The sequence below is a fragment of the Parazoarcus sp. PS-13 R2A genome (assembly GCF_057621855.1).
Window position 1 is genome coordinate 52,385 of record NZ_JBYEXN010000004.1, and the last position, 17,337, is coordinate 69,721.

Here is a 17,337-nt window from a genome sequence, read left to right on the forward strand (position 1 = left end):
TGCTCCGGATGGTTGCAATGAAAAAAGCCAGATGCCCGTGTGCGGGTGATCTGGCTTCAGTCGTACTGCTTTTTGCTGCCGTTGGTGCCCTGGGCGAGACTCGAACTCGCACGACTTGCGTCACTACCCCCTCAAGATAGCGTGTCTACCAATTTCACCACCAGGGCTTCTGCTCCGCTGCCGACTTTCATCAGGCAGTGCGCGCCAATGACGCGCCAAGGGTGCTGAAGGGCGCGGATTATAGACGAGAATTGCCGGTGTGTGGCAAGTGAAATGTTCAATACAGGGCAGAAAACGGCACGGCATGTTGCGGTGGTGGTCTGCCGCTACAAATTCGCTACATTCCAACACAATGCGCGGGGGATACGACCTGTAATATTTTCGCGTCAAACCCCGCGTTTCTGCTGCATTTCGTCGTTCTGGCGATGCGGGCAGCGTAGGGTGAACATTGCGAGAACGTCCATGATTGCCTCTGCCGGGCTGCGGCCCATCCCTGAAACTGTTTCCTCTTCATCGCGCACCACTCGCTTTGCGCTGACGCTGGCGGCCGTGCTCACCTTGTCCGGGTGCATGACCGTGGGGCCGGACTATCAGCAGCCGCAGACTGCCGTTCCGGCGAACTGGTCTGCCACCGGTGAGGTCGAGGCGCCGGACGCAACCGTGCTGGCCGAATGGTGGCGGCAGTACCAGGATCCGGTCCTCGACGGGCTGGTCGCCGATGCGCTGGCGGCCAATCTCGATCTGGCGACTGCACGTGCGCAACTGCGCGAGGCGCGCGCGCGACGCACGCTGGCTGGCGCTGCGCTGGGGCCGTCGCTGACTGCGTCGGGTTCGGCGAGCCGGTCGCGGACGAGCTCCGAGAGCAGCAGCGGCACCACGAGCGATCTCTTCAGCGCGGATTTCGACGCCAGCTGGGAGCCGGACATCTTCGGTGGCCTGAAGCGCGGGGCAGAGGCGGCAGAGGGCGATCTCGGTGCCAGTGCCGAGAGCCTGCGTGACACGCGGGTGTCGCTGGTGGCCGAAGTGGTGCTCAATTACGTCGAACTGCGCACCGGCGAGCGCCGGCTCGCGGTTGCCGAGGCCAGTGTGGCGGCGCGCGGCGAGACTTTCGATCTGACCCGCTGGCGGCGACAGGCCGGGCTGGTGTCCGATCTTGACGCGGCGCAGGCGCGCACCGAACTGGAAAGCGCTCGCGCCAATCTGCCGGCGCTGCGCACTGCAGTGACGGAGGCGCAGAACCGGCTGGCGGTGCTGCTCGGGCGCTCGCCGGGTGAGCTGGTCTCGCGGCTGTCCGAGGCCGACATTCCGCAGACCGTGGTATCGATGGCGGTGGGCATCCCGGCTGACACCCTGCGTCAGCGTCCGGATGTACGTGCGGCCGAACGCAGGCTGGCTGCACAGACCGCGCGCCTGGGCGAAGCCGAAGCGGCACGCTACCCGAGCTTCAGCCTGTCGGGCTCGCTCGGCCTGAGTGCGCTCAGTCTGGATGCACTCGGCAGTACGGGTTCGGTGACGCGCTCGCTGCTGGCGGGTATTTCGGCACCGATCTTCGATTCCGGGAGCATCGAAGCCAATATTGAGATTCAGGATGCGCTGCTCGAGCAGGCCCGGCTGGCCTACCAGGCGGCAGTCCTGACGGCGCTCGAAGATGTCGAGAACGCACTCGTTTCAGTGGCGAACGCCGGCGAACGCCATACCCAGCTGATACAGGCCACGGCCTCGGCACGCGAGGCGCTGCAGATCGCCGAACACCGCTATGCCTCGGGCCTGACCGACTTCCTCAATGTGCTCGACAGCCAGCGCACCCTGCTCAGCCTCGAAGACCAGCTCGCCAGCAGCACCGGGGAGCTCGCCAGCGCCCAGATTCAGCTCTACAAGGCCGTCGGTGGCGGCTGGTCGCCGACGGACTCCGCACAAGACACCAGGACCGCATCATGAACGACGTATCCGGCAAGGCCGGCAATGGGCAGACGCCCGATCTCAACGCAATTCTGGCCGGCAGCGCCGGTGGCGGTGGCCTGGGGCGCGGGAAGCGCTGGCTGATTGCGCTCCTTGTGGCAGTGGCGCTGGTGTTTGCGTGGTTCATGTTCGGCGCCAGCAACGACGCCGGCCTGCCGCAGTTCCGCACCCAGGCGGCGGCAAACGGCGGACTGGTAGTGACGGTCTCGGCCACAGGCAATCTTGAGCCGACCAATCAGGTGAGCGTGGGCAGCGAACTGTCGGGCACGATTGCAGAGGTGCTGGTGGACGACGACGACCGGGTGAAGAAGGGCCAGGTGCTGGCCCGGCTCGATCTGTCCAAGCTTGAAGACAGCGTCGCCAAGTCGCGTGCGGCCCTGGCCGTGACCGAGGCCAGCCTGGCGCAGGCACAGGCGACGCGGACGGAGGCGGCGGCCAAACTCGACCGCTACCGCGAAGTGTCGCGGCTCTCGGGCGGAAAGGTGCCCTCCAGGATCGAAATGGAGGTCGCCGAGGCCGATCTGAAGCGGGCCGAATCCAATGTCGCCAGTGCGCATGCCAGCATTGCCGAAGCCAAGGCCAGTCTGCAGACCGACCTCACCAACCTCGGCAAGGGCACGATCCGCTCCCCGATCAATGGCGTGGTGCTGGCGCGCGACGTCGATCCCGGTCAGACGGTGGCGGCATCGCTGCAGGCGGTCACGCTGTTTACGCTGGCCGAGGATCTGGCGCGGATGGAGTTGAGCGTGGACGTCGATGAAGCGGATGTCGGCCAGGTGAAGGCCGGGCTGAAGGCGACGTTCTCGGTGGATGCCTGGCCGGGACGGCGTTTTGCCGCCGCGATTACGCGGGTTGGCTTCAATGCGACCGATTCCGATGGCGTGATCTCCTATCCTGCAGTGCTGCAGGTGAGCAACGACGATCTCAGCCTGCGACCGGGCATGACCGCGACCGCCGAGATCACCACCATCACCCGCGATGACGTGCTGCTGGTGCCGAACGCCGCGCTGCGGTTCACGCCGCCGGTGGCGCAGGCTGGCGGGAAGTCGCGGGGCGGCATCCTGTCTTCGCTGATGCCGCGCCCACCGGGCGGTCCGCCGAAGCAGCAGGTGGTGCTGAAGGAGGGCAGTCAGCAGGTGTGGGTGTTGCGCGACGGCCATCCGGCGCCGGTCGAGGTGAGCACAGGCGTGACCAACGGGCGCTTCACCGAAATCACCGGTGGCGAGCTCCAGGCCGGTATGCAGGTGATCACCGAAACCGTGAGCGCGGCGAAATGAGCGCCGAGACCATGTGCACAGACACCCGCAGCACGAACCCGCTGATCCGTCTTGCCGGCATCACCCGAACCTACGGGCGCGGCGCTGCAGCCTTCCAGGCGCTGAAAGGGATCGATCTCGACATCGATGAGGGTGACTTTGTCGCGGTGATGGGGCCGAGCGGTTCGGGCAAGTCGACCGCGATGAACATTCTTGGCTGTCTCGATTCGCCGACGGAAGGCAGTTACGAGTTTCAGGGTGTGCACGTGGAGCGCATGACGCGCGACCAGCGTGCGCTGCTGCGGCGGCATTTTCTGGGTTTCGTGTTCCAGGGCTTCAACCTGCTGTCGCGCACCACCGCGCTTGAGAACGTCGAGTTGCCGCTGATTTACCGCGGCGAGCCGGCTGCCAAACGCCATGCCGCCGCGCGTGCGGCATTGAAGCAGGTGGGGCTCGATGGCTGGGAGGACCATGCGCCAAACGAGCTGTCCGGTGGTCAGCAGCAGCGCGTTGCCATCGCCCGCGCCATCGTCACCGCGCCCAAGGTCCTGCTCGCCGATGAGCCAACCGGCAACCTTGACACACACAACAGCCAGGAGATCATGGAACTGATCGCAGGCCTCAATCGCGAGCACGGCATCACCGTGCTGATGGTCACCCACGAACCCGACATGGCCGCCTATGCGAAACGCGTGGTGCGCTTCGTCGATGGCCGGGTCGACAGCGATCATCTGCAGGAGGCCTTCGCCTGATGCTGTGGAATACCTTACTGCTGGCGATGCGGGCGATCCGCCGCAACCTGATGCGCTCCTTCCTGACCATTCTCGGGGTGGTGATCGGGGTGGCGGCGGTCATCACCATGGTGACGCTGGGCAATGGCGCGACGCGCTCGGTAGCCGATCAGATTGCCAGCATGGGCAGCAATCTGCTCATGGTGCGCCCGGGGCAGCGCTTCGGACCGGGCAGCGATGAGGCGGCCAAGTTCAAGACCGCCGACGTCGAGGCGGTACGCAACCAGATCACCGACGCCGCAGCCGTGGCGCCGGTGGCAAACAGCTCGGCGACCGCGGTCTATCAGGCGCGGAACTGGTCGACCATGGTGACCGGCAGCAGCAACGATTACTTCAGTGCGTCGGGCTGGGAGCTCGTCGCCGGGCGGGGCTTTACCGAAGCGGAAGAGCGCGCCGGCAAGGCCGTGTGCGTGATCGGCAGCACGGTGCGCGAGAATCTCTTTGGCGCACAGAATCCGGTGGGCGCGGAGATCCGCATCGCTCAGTTCGCCTGCGAGGTGATCGGCCTGCTCAAATCCAAGGGCCAGTCGGCGATGGGCTCGGACCAGGACGACACCGTGGTGATGCCGCTGCGCACGGTACAGCGCCGCCTGAGCGGCAGCCAGGACATCAACATGCTGATGGTCTCCGCCAGCACCACGAATGCGGTCGACGCGATCAAGACCCAGCTCGAACAGCTGCTGCGCGAACGCCGCAACATCAACGAAAACGAGGATGACGACTTTCGTGTGATGGACACCCGGCAGCTTGCCGAAACCCTCACCGGTACCACCCGCATCCTCACCATGCTGCTGGGGGCGGTGGCGGCGGTGAGTCTGCTGGTGGGCGGCATCGGCATCATGAACATCATGCTGGTGTCGGTCACCGAGCGTACCCGCGAGATCGGCATCCGCCTCGCCATCGGCGCGCTCGAACGCGAAGTGCTGCTGCAGTTCCTGATCGAGGCGGTGGTGCTCTCCAGCCTCGGGGGCGTGATCGGCATCATTCTCGCGGCGGCGGCCTCCATTGCCTTGTCCGGCGTCATGAACATCGACTACCTTTTCGACCCCTCCATCAACCTGCTGTCCTTCCTGTTCTCGGCGGCGATCGGTGTGGTGTTCGGCTACTTTCCGGCACGTCGGGCGGCACAGCTCGATCCGATCGAAGCATTGCGACACGAGTGAGCCTGGCGTGTCGGTTTGTCGGGTTCGCGCCATGGCGCGGGCCTGATCAGGCCGGTTTCATGCGGTTGTTGAGCGTTTGCGGCATGGTATCGGAATTGCTTTCTCCTTCTGCGGAGGAAGCAAATGAAACATCAGCTCGACTGGTCGTCCTACGAGACCGCAGGCCAGGGCGACGCCTATGCAGGCATCCCGGCCACCGGTGGCGACTTTGCCAAGGCGGTGGCGGTGTGCATCAGCGACCGCCTGTGCCAGCGCAAGCCCAAGGGGGTGATGTGCCCCAGTTTCAGGGTCACGGACGACGCCGGGTACTCTCCCGGCGGGCGGGTGCTGGCGCTGAAGGCGGCGCTCAATGGTGAATACGGCCCGGCACCCTTCACCGACCCGCGTCTGGTCGAGGCCATGGACCTGTGTGTCGGCTGCAAGGGGTGCAAGCGCGAGTGCGCCAATCAGGTCGACATGGCGGCGATCAAGATCGAATGGCAGGCGCAGCGCAACGCCATCAACGGCATCTCGCCGCGCGACCGCCTGTTTGCCGACCTGCCGCGCTGGCTGAGCCACCCTCGCCTGCTGCGCGCGCTTGTGCGCCTGCGCAACCGGGTGCCGCTGCTGGCACGTCAGCTCGAGCGCAGCTTCGGCATCTCCGCGCAGCGCACCCTGCCCGAACCGGTTGTCCGTCCCTACGCTGCAACAGCTGCGCCTGAGCCGGCAGCGGTGAGCGATCGCAGCGTCTACCTGTTCGTCGATACCTTTGCCCGCCATTTCGACCCCGATATCGCCGAGGCTGCCCATGCCGTCCTCACGCGTGCCGGTTACGACGTGAAAGTGCTCGGGCCCGCGGCCGACGACCCGGAGCCGGGCCGCGCGCTGTGCTGCGGTCGCACCTGGCTGTCGCTGGGTCAGATCGATGCTGCCCGCCGCGAAGCCCTGCGCATGCAGGCCGCACTGCGCCCGGCGCTCGCCGATGGCACGCCGGTCGTCGGACTTGAGCCGTCGTGCATCCTGTCGCTGCGCGACGATCACCTCAAGCTCGGTCTCGGTCCGGAGGCCGAAGCGCTGGCGAAGCAGGTGTACCTGTTCGAGGAGTTCATCGCCCGCGAGCATGACCGCAAGCGTCTCACGCTCGCACTCAAGCCCATCGGCGGCGGGAAGACCCTCGTCCACGGCCACTGTCACCAGAAGGCGGTTGGTGCGATGAAGTCGCTGCGCAAGGTGCTGCGTCTGATTCCCGACTTCGAGTTCGAGTTTGTCGAGGCCAGCTGCTGCGGCATGGCCGGCAGCTTTGGTCTCGATGCCGAGCACGCCGACATCTCGATGCAGATGGCGGAGGCCGATCTGCTCCCCGCCTTGCGTGCGGCACCCGATGCGCCGCTGCTGGCAAACGGCTTCTCCTGCCGCCACCAGATTGTGGAGGGTGTGGCGCGGCGCCCCGCCCACGTGGCACAGCTGATGCGTGACGCGCTGGCCTGAGGCGAACACACCGCTGGCTACATTTCCTTTGACATTGACGGCAGGAACACGATGAACAGGATCGGCATATTCTTCGGCACCGAAACCGGCACCACGCGCTTGATCGCCAAGAAGATTCACAAGAAGCTGGGCGATGACATCGCGGCAAAACCGCTCAATGTGAATCGCATCGGGCTCGCCGACATGCTGCAGTACGACGCGCTGATCCTCGGCACGCCGAGCTATGGCATCGGCGAGATCCCGGGACGCAGTGCAGGCTGTCTGGAGCCGAACTGGGAAGAGTTTCTGGCGCAGTTCGAGTCGGCGGACTTCTCCGGCAAGCGTGTCGCGCTGTTCGGCCTCGGTGCGCAGGAGCGTTACTCGGACCGCTTTGCGAGTTCCCTGCTGCGCCTGTACGAAGTGTTCAAGGGCTTCGGCGCCGAGATCATCGGTAGCTGGCCCACCGACGGCTATACCTTCGACCACTCCGCCGCCATCGTCGACGGGCGCTTCGTCGGCCTCGTCATCGACGCCCGCACGCAAGGCATGCATACCGACGAGCGCATCGATATCTGGCTGGAAACGGTCAAGCCGCTGCTGCTGGAGAAGGTGGGCATGTCTGTGTAGGGGTGCCCAAAAGCCGGTTTACTTGTGACATGCGCATGTCTGTCGGCACAATGCCGCGGACATGATGCACCGGTTTGGGGCCGGGCATTTCTGCAATCACCGGTAGCCGACTTATGCGTATTGAAGGCACGCTTGAAAAATGGAACGACGCGCGCGGGTTTGGGTTCATCAAGCCCAAGCACGGCGGACAGGACATTTTTATCCACATTTCCGTTTTTCCGCGCGATGGAAAACCGCCACAGATGGGCGAGTCCTTGCTGTTCGAGATCGAGCTCGACAAGGACGGCAGGAAGCGTGCGGTGCGGGTGGCACGCCCCGGCCTGTCGGTTGCGCCGATGGCCCCTGCACGCCGGTTGGAGCGCTCTCACGAGGCTCCAAAGGCACCACGTCAGTCAAGGCCCGCCCGACCCGAGCGCCGCAGCAGCCTTGGCCGAGCATTGCCACTGCTGATTTTGGCGGTGGTCGCAGTGTTTGGGTACCAGAAATATGCTCACCGATTTTCTGGTGCCGATAACTGGCAAGTGGTTGATGAGCCCGCTGTTGTGCAAAGGGCGGTCCCGCAGTCTGCGTCTGCGTTCGAATCGAGTTTTCGCTGTGACGGGCGCGAGCACTGTTCGCAGATGCGCTCCTGTGCCGAGGCAGAATACTTTCTGCAACATTGCCCGAATGTGAAGATGGATGGGGACGGCGACGGGATGCCCTGCGAACGGGGACCGTGCTGAGCGACATTCGACACCAGTGCGAATGAAGGCTGAGCGCGTGCTGATCAGGTTCGCGCCTTCAGATCAGCTGCTCAGCACCGGGCGCTTGCGCGACTCTTCCGGGCTGCGGAATACCAGTGGCGCTTCGTGCGTGCGCTGCTCCCCGCTCTGTGCGCGTTCGACGGCTGCGATGACGACGTGGTGATGGGGTGACTTGTCGCATACCGGGTCGGCGGCCGCGGGGTCGCCGGTGAGCATGAAGGCCTGGCAACGGCAGCCGCCGAGGTCTTTTTCCTTGTCCGGGCAGCTGCGGCAGCTGTCTTTCATCCAGCCGTCGCCGCGATAGCGGTTGAAGCCTTCCGAGTCGTACCAGATCTGCTTGACGTCCATGTCGCGCACATTCGGAAAGCTCAGGCCGGGCAGCATGGCGGCGGTGTGACAGGGCACGGCGGTGCCGTCGGGCGTGACGGTGAGGAAGACGTTGCCCCATCCGTTCATGCACTTCTTGGGACGGTTCTCGTAGTAGTCGGGCACCACGTAGAAGATGCGGATGCGGTCGCCGTACTGTTCGCGGCGCGCGTTGGTGACCCGCTCGGCGCGTTCGATCTGTTCGCGTGAGGGCAGCAGCTGGTCGCGGTTGAGCAGCGCCCACGAGTAGTACTGGCTGTTGGCGAGCTCGAGGTATTCGGCGTCCAGCTCCACCGCCATGTCGATGATGCGGTCGATGTAGTCAATGTTGAGGCGGTGGATCACGCAGTTCATCACCATCGGCCAGCCATTGGCCTTGATGATGGCGGCCACTTTCTGCTTCAGCTCGAAGGTACGGGTATGCGACAGGAAATCGTTGAGCTCGCGGGTGGAGTCCTGAAACGAGAGCTGGATGTGATCCAGACCGGCTTCCTTGAGCGCGGCGGCGCGGCTTTCGGTGAGGCCGACGCCCGAGGTGAGCAGGTTCGTGTAGAAGCCCAGCCTGTGCGCTTCGGCCACCAGAATTTCGAGATCATCGCGCAACAGCGGCTCACCGCCCGAGAAGCCGCATTGCACGCTGCCTGCCGCACGCGCCTCGCGCAGCACGCGCAGCCAGTCGTCGGTGGAGAGCTCGTCGGGGTGGTGGGCGAAATCGACCGGGTTGTAGCAGAACACGCAATGCAGCGGGCAGCGGTAGGTGAGTTCGGCCAGCAACCACAGCGGCGGGCCGATCTGCGGGCTGGCGTGTTCCGGGGCTGCGGGCGTGTTCATGTCAGTACTCGATCCAGTGCTGCTGCTGCGCCATGGCGAGAAAGGCGAGCACGTCTGTCTGCAGGTTGGTGGTGTCGAAGGCCTGCTCAAGCTCGGCAACCAGCGCGGCCACGGTCTGCTCGCCGCTGCAGCGCTTCAGGATTTCGCCTGCGCTCTGATTGAGTTTCACCATGCCTTCGGGGTAGAGCAGCACCCAGGCCTGCTGCGCCTCTTCCCATTGCAGACGGAATTTCTTCGATACGCGCGGCATGGCCGCGAGCATGTCGCGCTTCGGTGTCGCGGTGCTCATGCCTTCGGCCCCTTGATCTCGATTTCGCACTGGCTGAGCATGATGGCGTCGGCCAGCGCCCACAGCACGTCGAGCTTGAACTGCAGGATGTCGAGCGCACGCCGCTGCATCGCCCGGCTCTGGCTGAAATACTCCAGGGTGAAGCGCAGGCCGTGCTCCACGTCGCGGCGTGCCTGGGTGAGCCGGTTCCTGAAGTACTGCAGGCCTTCGGTGTCGACCCAGGGATACTGGGTGGGCCAGGTGTCGATGCGCTGCTGGTGGATGTGCGGGGCGAAGAGTTCGGTCAGGCTGGAGGCAACCGCTTCCTGCCACGGGCGCTGGCGGGCGAAGTTGATGTAGGCATCGACCGCGAAGCGCGCGGCCGGGGCGACGAAGCGCAACGAGGTGACATCGTCGCGGCTGAGGCCGACCGCTTCGCCGAGCCGGATCCAGGCTTCGATGCCACCGGCGTCTTCCAGTCCGCCGATCTGGTAGCCGTCGTGGTCGAGAATGCGCTGTATCCACTCGCGACGGATCTCGCGGTCGGGGCAGTTGGACAGGATCGCCGCATCCTTTACCGGAATCGCGATCTGGTAGTAGAAGCGGTTTGCGACCCAGCCGCGCAGCTGCGCAGGGCTGAGTTCGCCCGCCGCCATCATCAGGTGGAAGGGGTGATGGATGTGGTAGCTGGTGCCCTTCTCGCGCAGCAGGGCTTCGAACTTGGCCGGCGACCACGGCGCCTCCTGCGCTGCGGCGAGGCTGATGTCGGCGATATGTTCGATGGTGTTGTCGGTGTCGAATGCGATCACAGTTCGATCTCCATGCCGTCGAAAGCGACCTCGATGCCGTGCGCGTTCAGGCTTGCGCGCTGGGGGCTGTCTTCGTCGAGGATCGGGTTGGTGTTGTTGATGTGGATCAGCACCTTGCGCGTGGTCGCAGGCAGGCGATCCAGCCATTCGAGCATGCCGCCCGCGCCCGATTGCGGCAGATGGCCCATGGCACGCGAGGTCTTCTGCGAGGCGCCGAGGCGGATCATCTCGTCGTCGGTCCACAGTGTGCCGTCGACGAGCACGCAGTCGGCCCGCTCCATCGCCGCCCACACATGCGGCTCCATCTCGCCGAGGCCGGGGGCGTAGAACACGCGCTTGCCGTTTTTCGTGTTGATCAGGCTGACGCCGATGTTGTCGCCCGGCTGCGGACGGTCACGGTGCGGGGAGTAGGGCGGCGCGTTGCTGGTCAGCGACAGGGCCTCGAAGCCGAGGCCGGCGGCGCGCTCAATGCTGAAGGCGCAGGCCAGCGGCACCTCATGCCAGTCGATACCGGCATAGTGGCCGAGAACGCCGAACAGCGGATTGCCCACCGACAGGTCTTCGCGCACGCCGCGTGTGCACCAGACGGGCCACGGCTGGCGATGTTCGCGCAGCATGTAGAGGCCGGTGGTATGGTCGATCTGTGCATCGATGAGCACGATGGCGGCGATGGCGGTGTCGCGCAGGGCGCGGCCGGGCTGAAGTTCGGGGAAGCTGCGCAGTTGCTGCAGCACATCCGGGGAGGCGTTGAACAGCACCCAGTGCTCGTTGTCGCCGCTGACTGCAATCGACGATTGGGTTCTGGCCTGGGCGCGGATGCTGCCTTTGCGCAGGCCGTCGCAGTTGGGGCAGTTGCAGTTCCACTGCGGAAATCCACCGCCAGCTGCGGCACCGAGTACTCGTATTCTCACGCGGCCTCCCGATTCATTCGTGGGTGGGGCGGCCGACCTGCCCGCCCCACCGGGGCACATCAGCGGTTGGCGATGTACATCGTGATTTCAAAACCAAAGCGAAAATCGCAAGCTGCAGGGGTTTCCCATTTCATGGCGTGTCTCCAGTGTGGTTTCTGAACTGTGACTGCCGGCATGGCAGGGCACGACTTCATGGTGCGCCGCCGGGCGCTGGCGCGCATCGCGCATCTCTTGAAAGCCATCTAGCGATTTTCTGGAGATTGCCGTGACCGGGCGCGATATGATTTCAAAATGACCCTGCCCACTATTCCGCCTGCCGCCGACGAATCCAACGCCGGCGCCCTGTTCGATGCGATCGAGCCCTTCAACCACGGCCATGTGGACGTGGGCGACGGTCATCAAGTCTATTTTGAGGAGTGCGGCGCGCCGGATGGCATGCCGGTGCTGTTCCTGCATGGCGGGCCGGGCAGCGGTTGCAGCGAGCGCCATCGGCAGTTGCTCGATCCCGCGCTGTTTCGCGTGGTGCTGTTCGATCAGCGTGGCTGCGGCCGCAGCACGCCGCGCGGCGAGATTGCCGCCAACACCACGGACCACCTGGTCGCCGACATCGAGCGCCTGCGTAGCCATCTCGGCATCGAGCGCTGGCTGGTGTTTGGCGGTTCATGGGGGTCGAGTCTGGCGCTGGTCTATTGCGCCCGCCATCCCGATGCCTGCAGCGGCGCCATCCTGCGCGGCATCTTCCTCACCGGGCAGGACGATCTCGACTGGTTCTTCCGCGGCGCTGCCGCCTTGCTGCCCGTGGCGTGGGAGCGCCTCGGCGACTACCTCGACGAAAGCGGGCAGGAGGACATCGCGCAGCACTATCTCGATGCGCTGCGCTCGCCGGACCGTCTGACTGCCGCACGGGCCCTGCAACGCTGGATGCAATGGGAGGCCGCGCTGTCGAGCCCCGGCCGTCTGCCGCCGGCGGAGGAGCCGCTATCGGCCGATGCGCTCGACGTGGCGCTCGACAAGTACCGCATCCAGGCCCATTACCTGGCCCATGCCTGCTTCATCGGCGAAGCCGAGGCGCTGCGCTGTGCCGGGGCAATGGCAGGGATGCCGGTCGCCATCCTGCACGGCCGGCTCGACTTCGTTTGCCGCCCTGCCAACGCACGCAAGCTTCAGCATGCGCTACCGGGTAGCCGCTTGCGCTTCATCGACGACGCAGGCCACAGCCCCTTCGATGCACCGATGACGGCGGCGCTGGCGGAGGTGGCCAGCCGTTTCCATGCGCGCGGCAGTTTCGACGGCTGGGGGGATAGCTGGAACTGAGCTTACTGGTACGCGCCTGCGGCGTAGGTCAGTTCGTAGCTGTGGCTGTAGATTTCCAGGATGTTGCCGAACGGGTCTTCCATGTACACCATGCGGTAGGGCTTCTCGCCCGGGAAGTATTCGCGTACCGGCATGCGCTGCTTGCCGCCTGCGGCGACGACCTTCGCGGCCAGTCCTTCCACATCCGGATCCTGCACGCAGAAATGGAAGATGCCGGTTTTCCAGTATTCGAAGTTGTTCTCCGGCTTCACTGCATTGCGAAACTCGAAGATCTCCACGCCGATGCGGTCGCCGGTGGACAGGTGGGCGATGCGGAACGATTTCCAGTCGGCGCCGAACACATCGGTGCACATCACGCCGATGGGGGATTCATCTTCGGTAATGGTGGTGGGCGGCATGATCAGATACCAGCCCATGACTTCGGTGTAGAACTTCACGGCGGCGTCGAGATCGGTGACCGAAAGGCCGATATGGGAAAAGCTGCGCGGATAGACCTGAGACATGCTGAGCTCCTTGTTGAGTACGTGGTTCGTAGTCTAGGCAGACGCAGGCATAATAAGAACAAGGTAGATGTTATCGGTTTGATAAGAGTTCATTATGCTTAGCCCTCAATGGCTGCGCAGTTTTGCCACGCTGGCAGAGCTGGGAAACTTCACCCGCACGGCAGAGCGCCTGGACCTGACCCAGGCCGCGGTAAGCCAGCATGTGAAGCGACTGGAGGATGCGCTCGGGCAGTTGCTGGTCCGCCACCCGCGCCACGTCGAGCTGACCCCCGCCGGTCACGCCTTGCTCGACTACTGTCGCGAGCTCGCCACCGCGGATCAGCGCCTGCAGCTGCGCCTGTCCGGCACCGACGCCGAGCACGGCGAGATCAGCCTGATCAGTCCGGGCAGCATCGGTCTCGCGCTGTATCCACTGCTGCTCGATCTGCAGGCAGCGCATCCGGGGCTGAGCATCCGCCAGCGCTTTGCGCCAACCAGCGAAGTCATCGAAGCGGTGCTGGCCAACCGTTACGAGCTCGGCCTGGTCACCCTGAAGCCGGACGATCCGCGCCTGAGCGTTCAGCCCTTCGTGCAGGAACCGCTTGAGCTGGTCGTGCCCGCCGGCGCGGCGGTCGAAAGCTGGGAGGATCTGGTGCGCCTTGGCTTCATCGATCACCCCGATGGCGAGGCCATGGCCGGACGCCTCCTGAGCCGCTGTTTTCCGGGCAGTCCGGGTGTGCGCAGCCTGCCGTGCAGGGGTTTCACCAATCAGATTGGTCTCATTCTGGAGCCGGTTGCACGCGGCCTGGGCTTTACCGTGATTCCGCGCTTTGCGCGCAAGGCGTTTGCGCGCGCCGATACGATCCGCGTGGTGGAGCGCGAGCCTCAGGTGGTCGATACCTTATGGCTGCTGCATCGCGCCGAGTGGCCGCTGTCCGGGCGCGCGCAGCGCGTGCTCAAATGCATCGAAGTGCTTCAAAATGACAAGAATTACTAACGCTTTTCAGCAGTGACAGGGGGCGGAGTTAAATCCTGGCGCGCAAGTCGGTGGCCGCTCAGACCGCCTGACGCTGCTGCTCCGGCGCCAGCCCCCAGATCGTCGAAAGCTCCGAAACGACGGCGCGGATGATCGGGTCGTTCGCCCGCTTCCGGAGGTAGGCGAAGCGCAGGCTGATCGTGGGCAGCTTCATCGGCAGGGCGTGCATCCTGCCTTCCCGCTCGGCGGCCTCGACATCGGAGCGGCGCATGATGCCGAGCCCGACGCCGGCGGCCACCATGGCGCGCATGGCATCTTCCTGGTCGGCCATCATGGTCTTGACCGGCATGCAGCAGTGCGATTCGAACAGCGGTTGCATCAGCTGGTAATAGGCGCATTCCGGCGAGGTGTAGACCCACGGCAGGCGCGCGAGTGCCGGGATGTCGGGAGAGGCGATCTGATCGCGCAGTGCATTTGGCACCGCCACCGCCATTTCCTCCTCGCGCAGCACATGGGAGTCAAGCAGGGGCTCATCGCAATCGCCACTGACGAAGGCGGCATCGAGTTTGCCGATCCTCAGGGCGGGGATGTTGTTGCCCGTTCGGCCGGACATGAACTCGAGATCGAGCTGTGGATAGTGCGCGCGCAAACCGGCCTGGAGTTCGACCAGACGCAGGAATTCGGCATCGGTATTCAGGCCGATGCGGATGCTGCCCAGCAGCTCGTTCTGCATGCCTTTGGCGTAGTGCAGAAAGTCGCCTGCAGCAGCCAGTGTGCGTTGCGCGCGATCCAGCAGCTGCTCGCCGGCGGCGGTGAGCTGCATGCCCTTTGGCGTGCGGTCGAAGAGCGTGAGGTTGAGCTCTTCCTCCAGTGCCTTGATATGGGCACTGATTGCCGGCTGGCTCGTAAACAGGCGCTCTGAGGCACGTGTCAGGTGCTTCTCTTCGGCCACCGTGACGAAGGTCTTCAGGTGGTATAGCTCCACGTCGGTCACTCCGGATGCGGGATTCTCAGGTGTTAGTAAAGCGCACTCCGGCCGACGACGCCATCACATTTCCTGAACACGCGAATCCCGAAAAACGATTGGATTGTGTTACGTGCGAACGCCAGGATGCAGTCATCACCGATGCCCTGAAGGAGACGCACCATGAGCCCCATCACCCACGCCCGCATGATTCCCGTCAGCCGCCTGCCCGCCTTGCGCAGCACGCTGGCCGCCCTGCTCGCTGCGTCAGGCGACACCTTGCGCACATGGCAGACCCGGGCCCGCCAGCGCCGCGAGCTGCGCAGTCTCGATGACGAAGTGCTGAGAGATGTCGGCATCAGCCGCGCGCAGGCACGCTTTTCTGCCGACAAGCCATTCTGGCGCGAATGAGCGCCGACGGGCCAGCGCGGCCTTGAAAGCCGGTTCGGTGGGGCTATGCTGAAAGGATCAGCACCCATCCGGCACCCTGCAGTGTCGCGTCTCAATGACCCGAACCGAAAAACTGCTCAGAATCACCCGGCGCCTGATCATCCTGACGGGGATTGCGCTGTTCTTCGTCGTCGGCCTGTTTGGTCTCACCCTGCTGCGCGAAGAGCGTTTCATGGTGTCATGGGCATGCTTCGGTTGCGGCCTGCTGGGCGGATTCGTCAGCATCCAGCAGCGCCTCAGGAAGTTCGGCGATGAAGAGCTGGAGTTGCTGTCGCAGTCCTGGTGCCAGGTCCTGCTGATCCCGGTGTATGGCGGCATCTTCGCGCTGGTGCTGTACATCGGTTTTCTCAGCGGGGTGATTGAAGGTTCGATGTTCCCGTCCTTCTCCAGCCACCCCTTTTCGCAGCCGGTCCCGACCACCGCGGACCTCAAGCGCTTCTTCTCCGAAACCTACCCGTCAAGCGGTGCCGACGTGGCCAAGCTCCTGTTCTGGTCCTTCCTCGCCGGCTTCTCCGAGCGGCTGGTGCCACAGATTCTGGACCGCACGCCGGGCAAGGAGGGTTGAGTGCGTGCAGCGCTTCAGGTCCGTGCCGTCTTCATGAACTGCAGAAACTGCGGGTTGCATGCGTAGGCGACGTTAATCCGAATCGCAGCTGGCGCTTCGGACTTTTCAGGTCGGAAGATGGAGCCCGGGGCGAGAAAGATGCTCTCCTTGGCGGCGCGGCGTGCCAGCGCAAGTTCATCCTGTCCCTCGCCGAGCTCGCCCCATAGGTAGTAGCCCCCGTTTGCGGAATACGGCAGGTGAATACCCGCGCCCTGGACCGCCTTGATGGCTTTCTCGGTAGCCTGTTCGACGTGCAGCTTGAGGCGGCGCAGATGACGCAGGTAATGGCCGCTGGAGATCATGTTGAAGACGATGCGCTCGAGCAGATCGGACGTGTTCACAACGGTGAGCATCTTCAGGTCACAGAGCGTTTCCATCAGCCGGGCTTCACCTGCGACGTAGCCGACCCTCAGGTTGGCAGAGAGCGTCTTGGAGAAAGTCCCGATGTACACCACGCGCTTGAGTTGATCGAGCGTGGCCAGGCGCGGGCTGGCGGCCGGAAGAATGTCCGCAAACGGATCGTCTTCGACGATGAAGAAGCCGTACTGCTCTGCGATCTGAAGGAGCCGGTGCGCGACCGGGAGGGAGATCGCGCTTCCGGTCGGGTTGTGCGCGAGCGACTGGGTAAAGAAGACCTTGGGACGGAATATCTCGCACTTGCGCACCAGATCATCGAGATCGGGTCCGTCGTCCAGGCGCTGGACACCGATGGTTCGGGTCTTGCCGAGGTGCAGTTTGCCGAACAGGGGGTAGTAGCCCGGACTGTCGACAAGCGCGACGTCGCCCGGCTCCAGAAGTTGGCGGCTGACCAGGTCGAGTGCGTGGTTGGCACCGTAGGTGAGCAGAACCTGGTCGGGGGAGGCGTGAATCGAGCGTTCGATCAGCATGAGTGCGAGGCGTTCGCGCAGCGGCTGGTAGCCCCATGGACTGCTGTAGCCATGGTTGGCCTCGGTATCGAGACCGGATTTGAGCTGAGCAAGCTGCCGCCCGAAGTCGAGACGACCCATCCATTCCGCCGGGGGACGGCCGTCACCGACGCGTACGGCGTAGTGCCGCACCAGTTGCTCGCGCAGCAGCGAGGCAGAGTCGATTGCTTCTGCAATATGTGCGGATGGCGTACCCGAGGCCAGGCTGCGTCCACTCGTCACGAAGTAGCCCGAGCCCTGCTTCGAGCTCAGCAGCCCCTGGGCGACGAGCCGGTCATAGGCTTCGGCGACGGTGTTCTTGGATACGCCGGCTTCGACCGCCGCGGCACGAACCGAGAGCAGCCGGTGGCCGGGCTTGAGCAAGCCGCTTTCGATCTGGGCCCTGAGCTTTTCAATGATCGCATCGGTACGTCCCATGGCCTTCCTCCGTGCCAGCGCATCGGCAATTCAC

At 64.5% G+C, this 17,337-nt stretch carries 19 protein-coding genes and 1 tRNA gene; 11 read left to right on the forward strand and 9 right to left on the reverse strand.

Translation table 11 applies throughout. The annotated features are described in order from the left end of the window. Positions 1-82 precede the first annotated feature (82 nt). A tRNA-Leu gene (locus AC22G6_RS05725) sits at positions 83-167 on the reverse strand. 295 nt (positions 168-462) lie between these two features. On the opposite strand from AC22G6_RS05725, the gene AC22G6_RS05730 reads away from it, so the two are divergent. The 7 genes from AC22G6_RS05730 to AC22G6_RS05760 all read left to right on the forward strand — a co-directional run bounded on the left by AC22G6_RS05730 (position 463) and on the right by AC22G6_RS05760 (position 7,964). Further along, positions 463-1,938 carry an efflux transporter outer membrane subunit gene (locus AC22G6_RS05730; RefSeq protein ID WP_487365974.1) on the forward strand — a complete coding sequence of 492 codons (1,476 nt, stop codon included), beginning with the start codon at positions 463-465 and terminating at the stop codon, positions 1,936-1,938. Continuing rightward, entirely contained in the window at positions 1,935-3,236 is a 1,302-nt protein-coding gene (locus AC22G6_RS05735; RefSeq protein ID WP_487365975.1) for an efflux RND transporter periplasmic adaptor subunit, read from the forward strand. Before AC22G6_RS05730 ends, AC22G6_RS05735 begins: the two co-directional genes overlap by 4 nt. Beyond that, positions 3,233-3,967 carry an ABC transporter ATP-binding protein gene (locus AC22G6_RS05740; protein ID WP_487365976.1) on the forward strand — a complete coding sequence of 245 codons (735 nt, stop codon included), beginning with the start codon at positions 3,233-3,235 and terminating at the stop codon, positions 3,965-3,967. The genes AC22G6_RS05735 and AC22G6_RS05740 overlap by 4 nt, the downstream gene beginning before the upstream one ends. Beyond that, entirely contained in the window at positions 3,967-5,169 is a 1,203-nt protein-coding gene (locus AC22G6_RS05745; RefSeq protein WP_487365977.1) for an ABC transporter permease, read from the forward strand. Before AC22G6_RS05740 ends, AC22G6_RS05745 begins: the two co-directional genes overlap by 1 nt. Before the next feature lie 123 nt (positions 5,170-5,292). Next, positions 5,293-6,636 carry a (Fe-S)-binding protein gene (locus AC22G6_RS05750; RefSeq protein ID WP_487365978.1) on the forward strand — a complete coding sequence of 448 codons (1,344 nt, stop codon included), beginning with the start codon at positions 5,293-5,295 and terminating at the stop codon, positions 6,634-6,636. 51 nt (positions 6,637-6,687) lie between these two features. Further along, the gene (locus AC22G6_RS05755) at positions 6,688-7,242 is read left to right on the forward strand and encodes a flavodoxin (protein ID WP_487365979.1); all 555 of its coding nucleotides are present in this window, start codon (positions 6,688-6,690) and stop codon (positions 7,240-7,242) included. Between the two features lie 113 nt (positions 7,243-7,355). After that, a complete protein-coding gene (locus AC22G6_RS05760; RefSeq protein ID WP_487365980.1) occupies positions 7,356-7,964 on the forward strand; it encodes a cold shock domain-containing protein in 609 nt (202 codons plus the stop codon). A gap of 63 nt (positions 7,965-8,027) precedes the next feature. Here AC22G6_RS05760 and pqqE read toward each other — a convergent pair whose 3' ends face one another. Genes pqqE through pqqA form a run of 5 tightly spaced genes read right to left on the reverse strand, consistent with a single transcriptional unit; the run spans position 8,028 to position 11,304 of the window. Further along, entirely contained in the window at positions 8,028-9,182 is a 1,155-nt protein-coding gene (gene pqqE, locus AC22G6_RS05765) for a pyrroloquinoline quinone biosynthesis protein PqqE (protein WP_487365981.1), read from the reverse strand. Between the two features lies 1 nt (position 9,183). Continuing rightward, the gene (gene pqqD / locus AC22G6_RS05770; protein ID WP_487365982.1) at positions 9,184-9,471 is read right to left on the reverse strand and encodes a pyrroloquinoline quinone biosynthesis peptide chaperone PqqD; all 288 of its coding nucleotides are present in this window, start codon (positions 9,469-9,471) and stop codon (positions 9,184-9,186) included. Next, the gene (gene pqqC / locus AC22G6_RS05775; protein WP_487366098.1) at positions 9,468-10,232 is read right to left on the reverse strand and encodes a pyrroloquinoline-quinone synthase PqqC; all 765 of its coding nucleotides are present in this window, start codon (positions 10,230-10,232) and stop codon (positions 9,468-9,470) included. The genes pqqD and pqqC overlap by 4 nt, the downstream gene beginning before the upstream one ends. 23 nt (positions 10,233-10,255) lie before the next feature. Beyond that, on the reverse strand, positions 10,256-11,170 hold the full coding sequence (pqqB, locus tag AC22G6_RS05780) for a pyrroloquinoline quinone biosynthesis protein PqqB (protein ID WP_487365983.1): 915 nt from the start codon (positions 11,168-11,170) through the stop codon (positions 10,256-10,258). A gap of 59 nt (positions 11,171-11,229) precedes the next feature. Next, positions 11,230-11,304, reverse strand: a complete 75-nt coding sequence (pqqA, locus tag AC22G6_RS05785) for a pyrroloquinoline quinone precursor peptide PqqA (protein WP_106408400.1) — start codon at positions 11,302-11,304, stop codon at positions 11,230-11,232. 157 nt (positions 11,305-11,461) lie between these two features. On the opposite strand from pqqA, the gene pip reads away from it, so the two are divergent. Next, entirely contained in the window at positions 11,462-12,484 is a 1,023-nt protein-coding gene (gene pip, locus AC22G6_RS05790; protein ID WP_487365984.1) for a prolyl aminopeptidase, read from the forward strand. Between the two features lie 2 nt (positions 12,485-12,486). Here pip and AC22G6_RS05795 read toward each other — a convergent pair whose 3' ends face one another. Then, the gene (locus AC22G6_RS05795; RefSeq protein WP_108950028.1) at positions 12,487-12,987 is read right to left on the reverse strand and encodes a lactoylglutathione lyase family protein; all 501 of its coding nucleotides are present in this window, start codon (positions 12,985-12,987) and stop codon (positions 12,487-12,489) included. A gap of 94 nt (positions 12,988-13,081) precedes the next feature. Between AC22G6_RS05795 and AC22G6_RS05800 the strand changes: the two genes are divergently transcribed. After that, entirely contained in the window at positions 13,082-13,963 is an 882-nt protein-coding gene (locus AC22G6_RS05800; protein ID WP_487365985.1) for a LysR family transcriptional regulator, read from the forward strand. Between the two features lie 58 nt (positions 13,964-14,021). Here the strand turns inward: AC22G6_RS05800 and AC22G6_RS05805 are convergent, their stop codons facing one another. Continuing rightward, the gene (locus tag AC22G6_RS05805) at positions 14,022-14,927 is read right to left on the reverse strand and encodes a LysR family transcriptional regulator (RefSeq protein ID WP_487365986.1); all 906 of its coding nucleotides are present in this window, start codon (positions 14,925-14,927) and stop codon (positions 14,022-14,024) included. 162 nt (positions 14,928-15,089) lie between these two features. On the opposite strand from AC22G6_RS05805, the gene AC22G6_RS05810 reads away from it, so the two are divergent. Further along, a complete protein-coding gene (locus tag AC22G6_RS05810; RefSeq protein WP_487365987.1) occupies positions 15,090-15,317 on the forward strand; it encodes a DUF1127 domain-containing protein in 228 nt (75 codons plus the stop codon). 94 nt (positions 15,318-15,411) lie between these two features. Continuing rightward, a complete protein-coding gene (locus tag AC22G6_RS05815) occupies positions 15,412-15,921 on the forward strand; it encodes a hypothetical protein (protein WP_487365988.1) in 510 nt (169 codons plus the stop codon). A 14-nt stretch (positions 15,922-15,935) separates the two neighbouring features. On the opposite strand, the gene AC22G6_RS05820 is transcribed toward AC22G6_RS05815, so the two are convergent. After that, positions 15,936-17,303: an aminotransferase-like domain-containing protein gene (locus AC22G6_RS05820; protein ID WP_487365989.1), complete on the reverse strand. Its 1,368-nt coding sequence runs from the start codon at positions 17,301-17,303 to the stop codon at positions 15,936-15,938. Positions 17,304-17,337 lie beyond the last annotated feature (34 nt).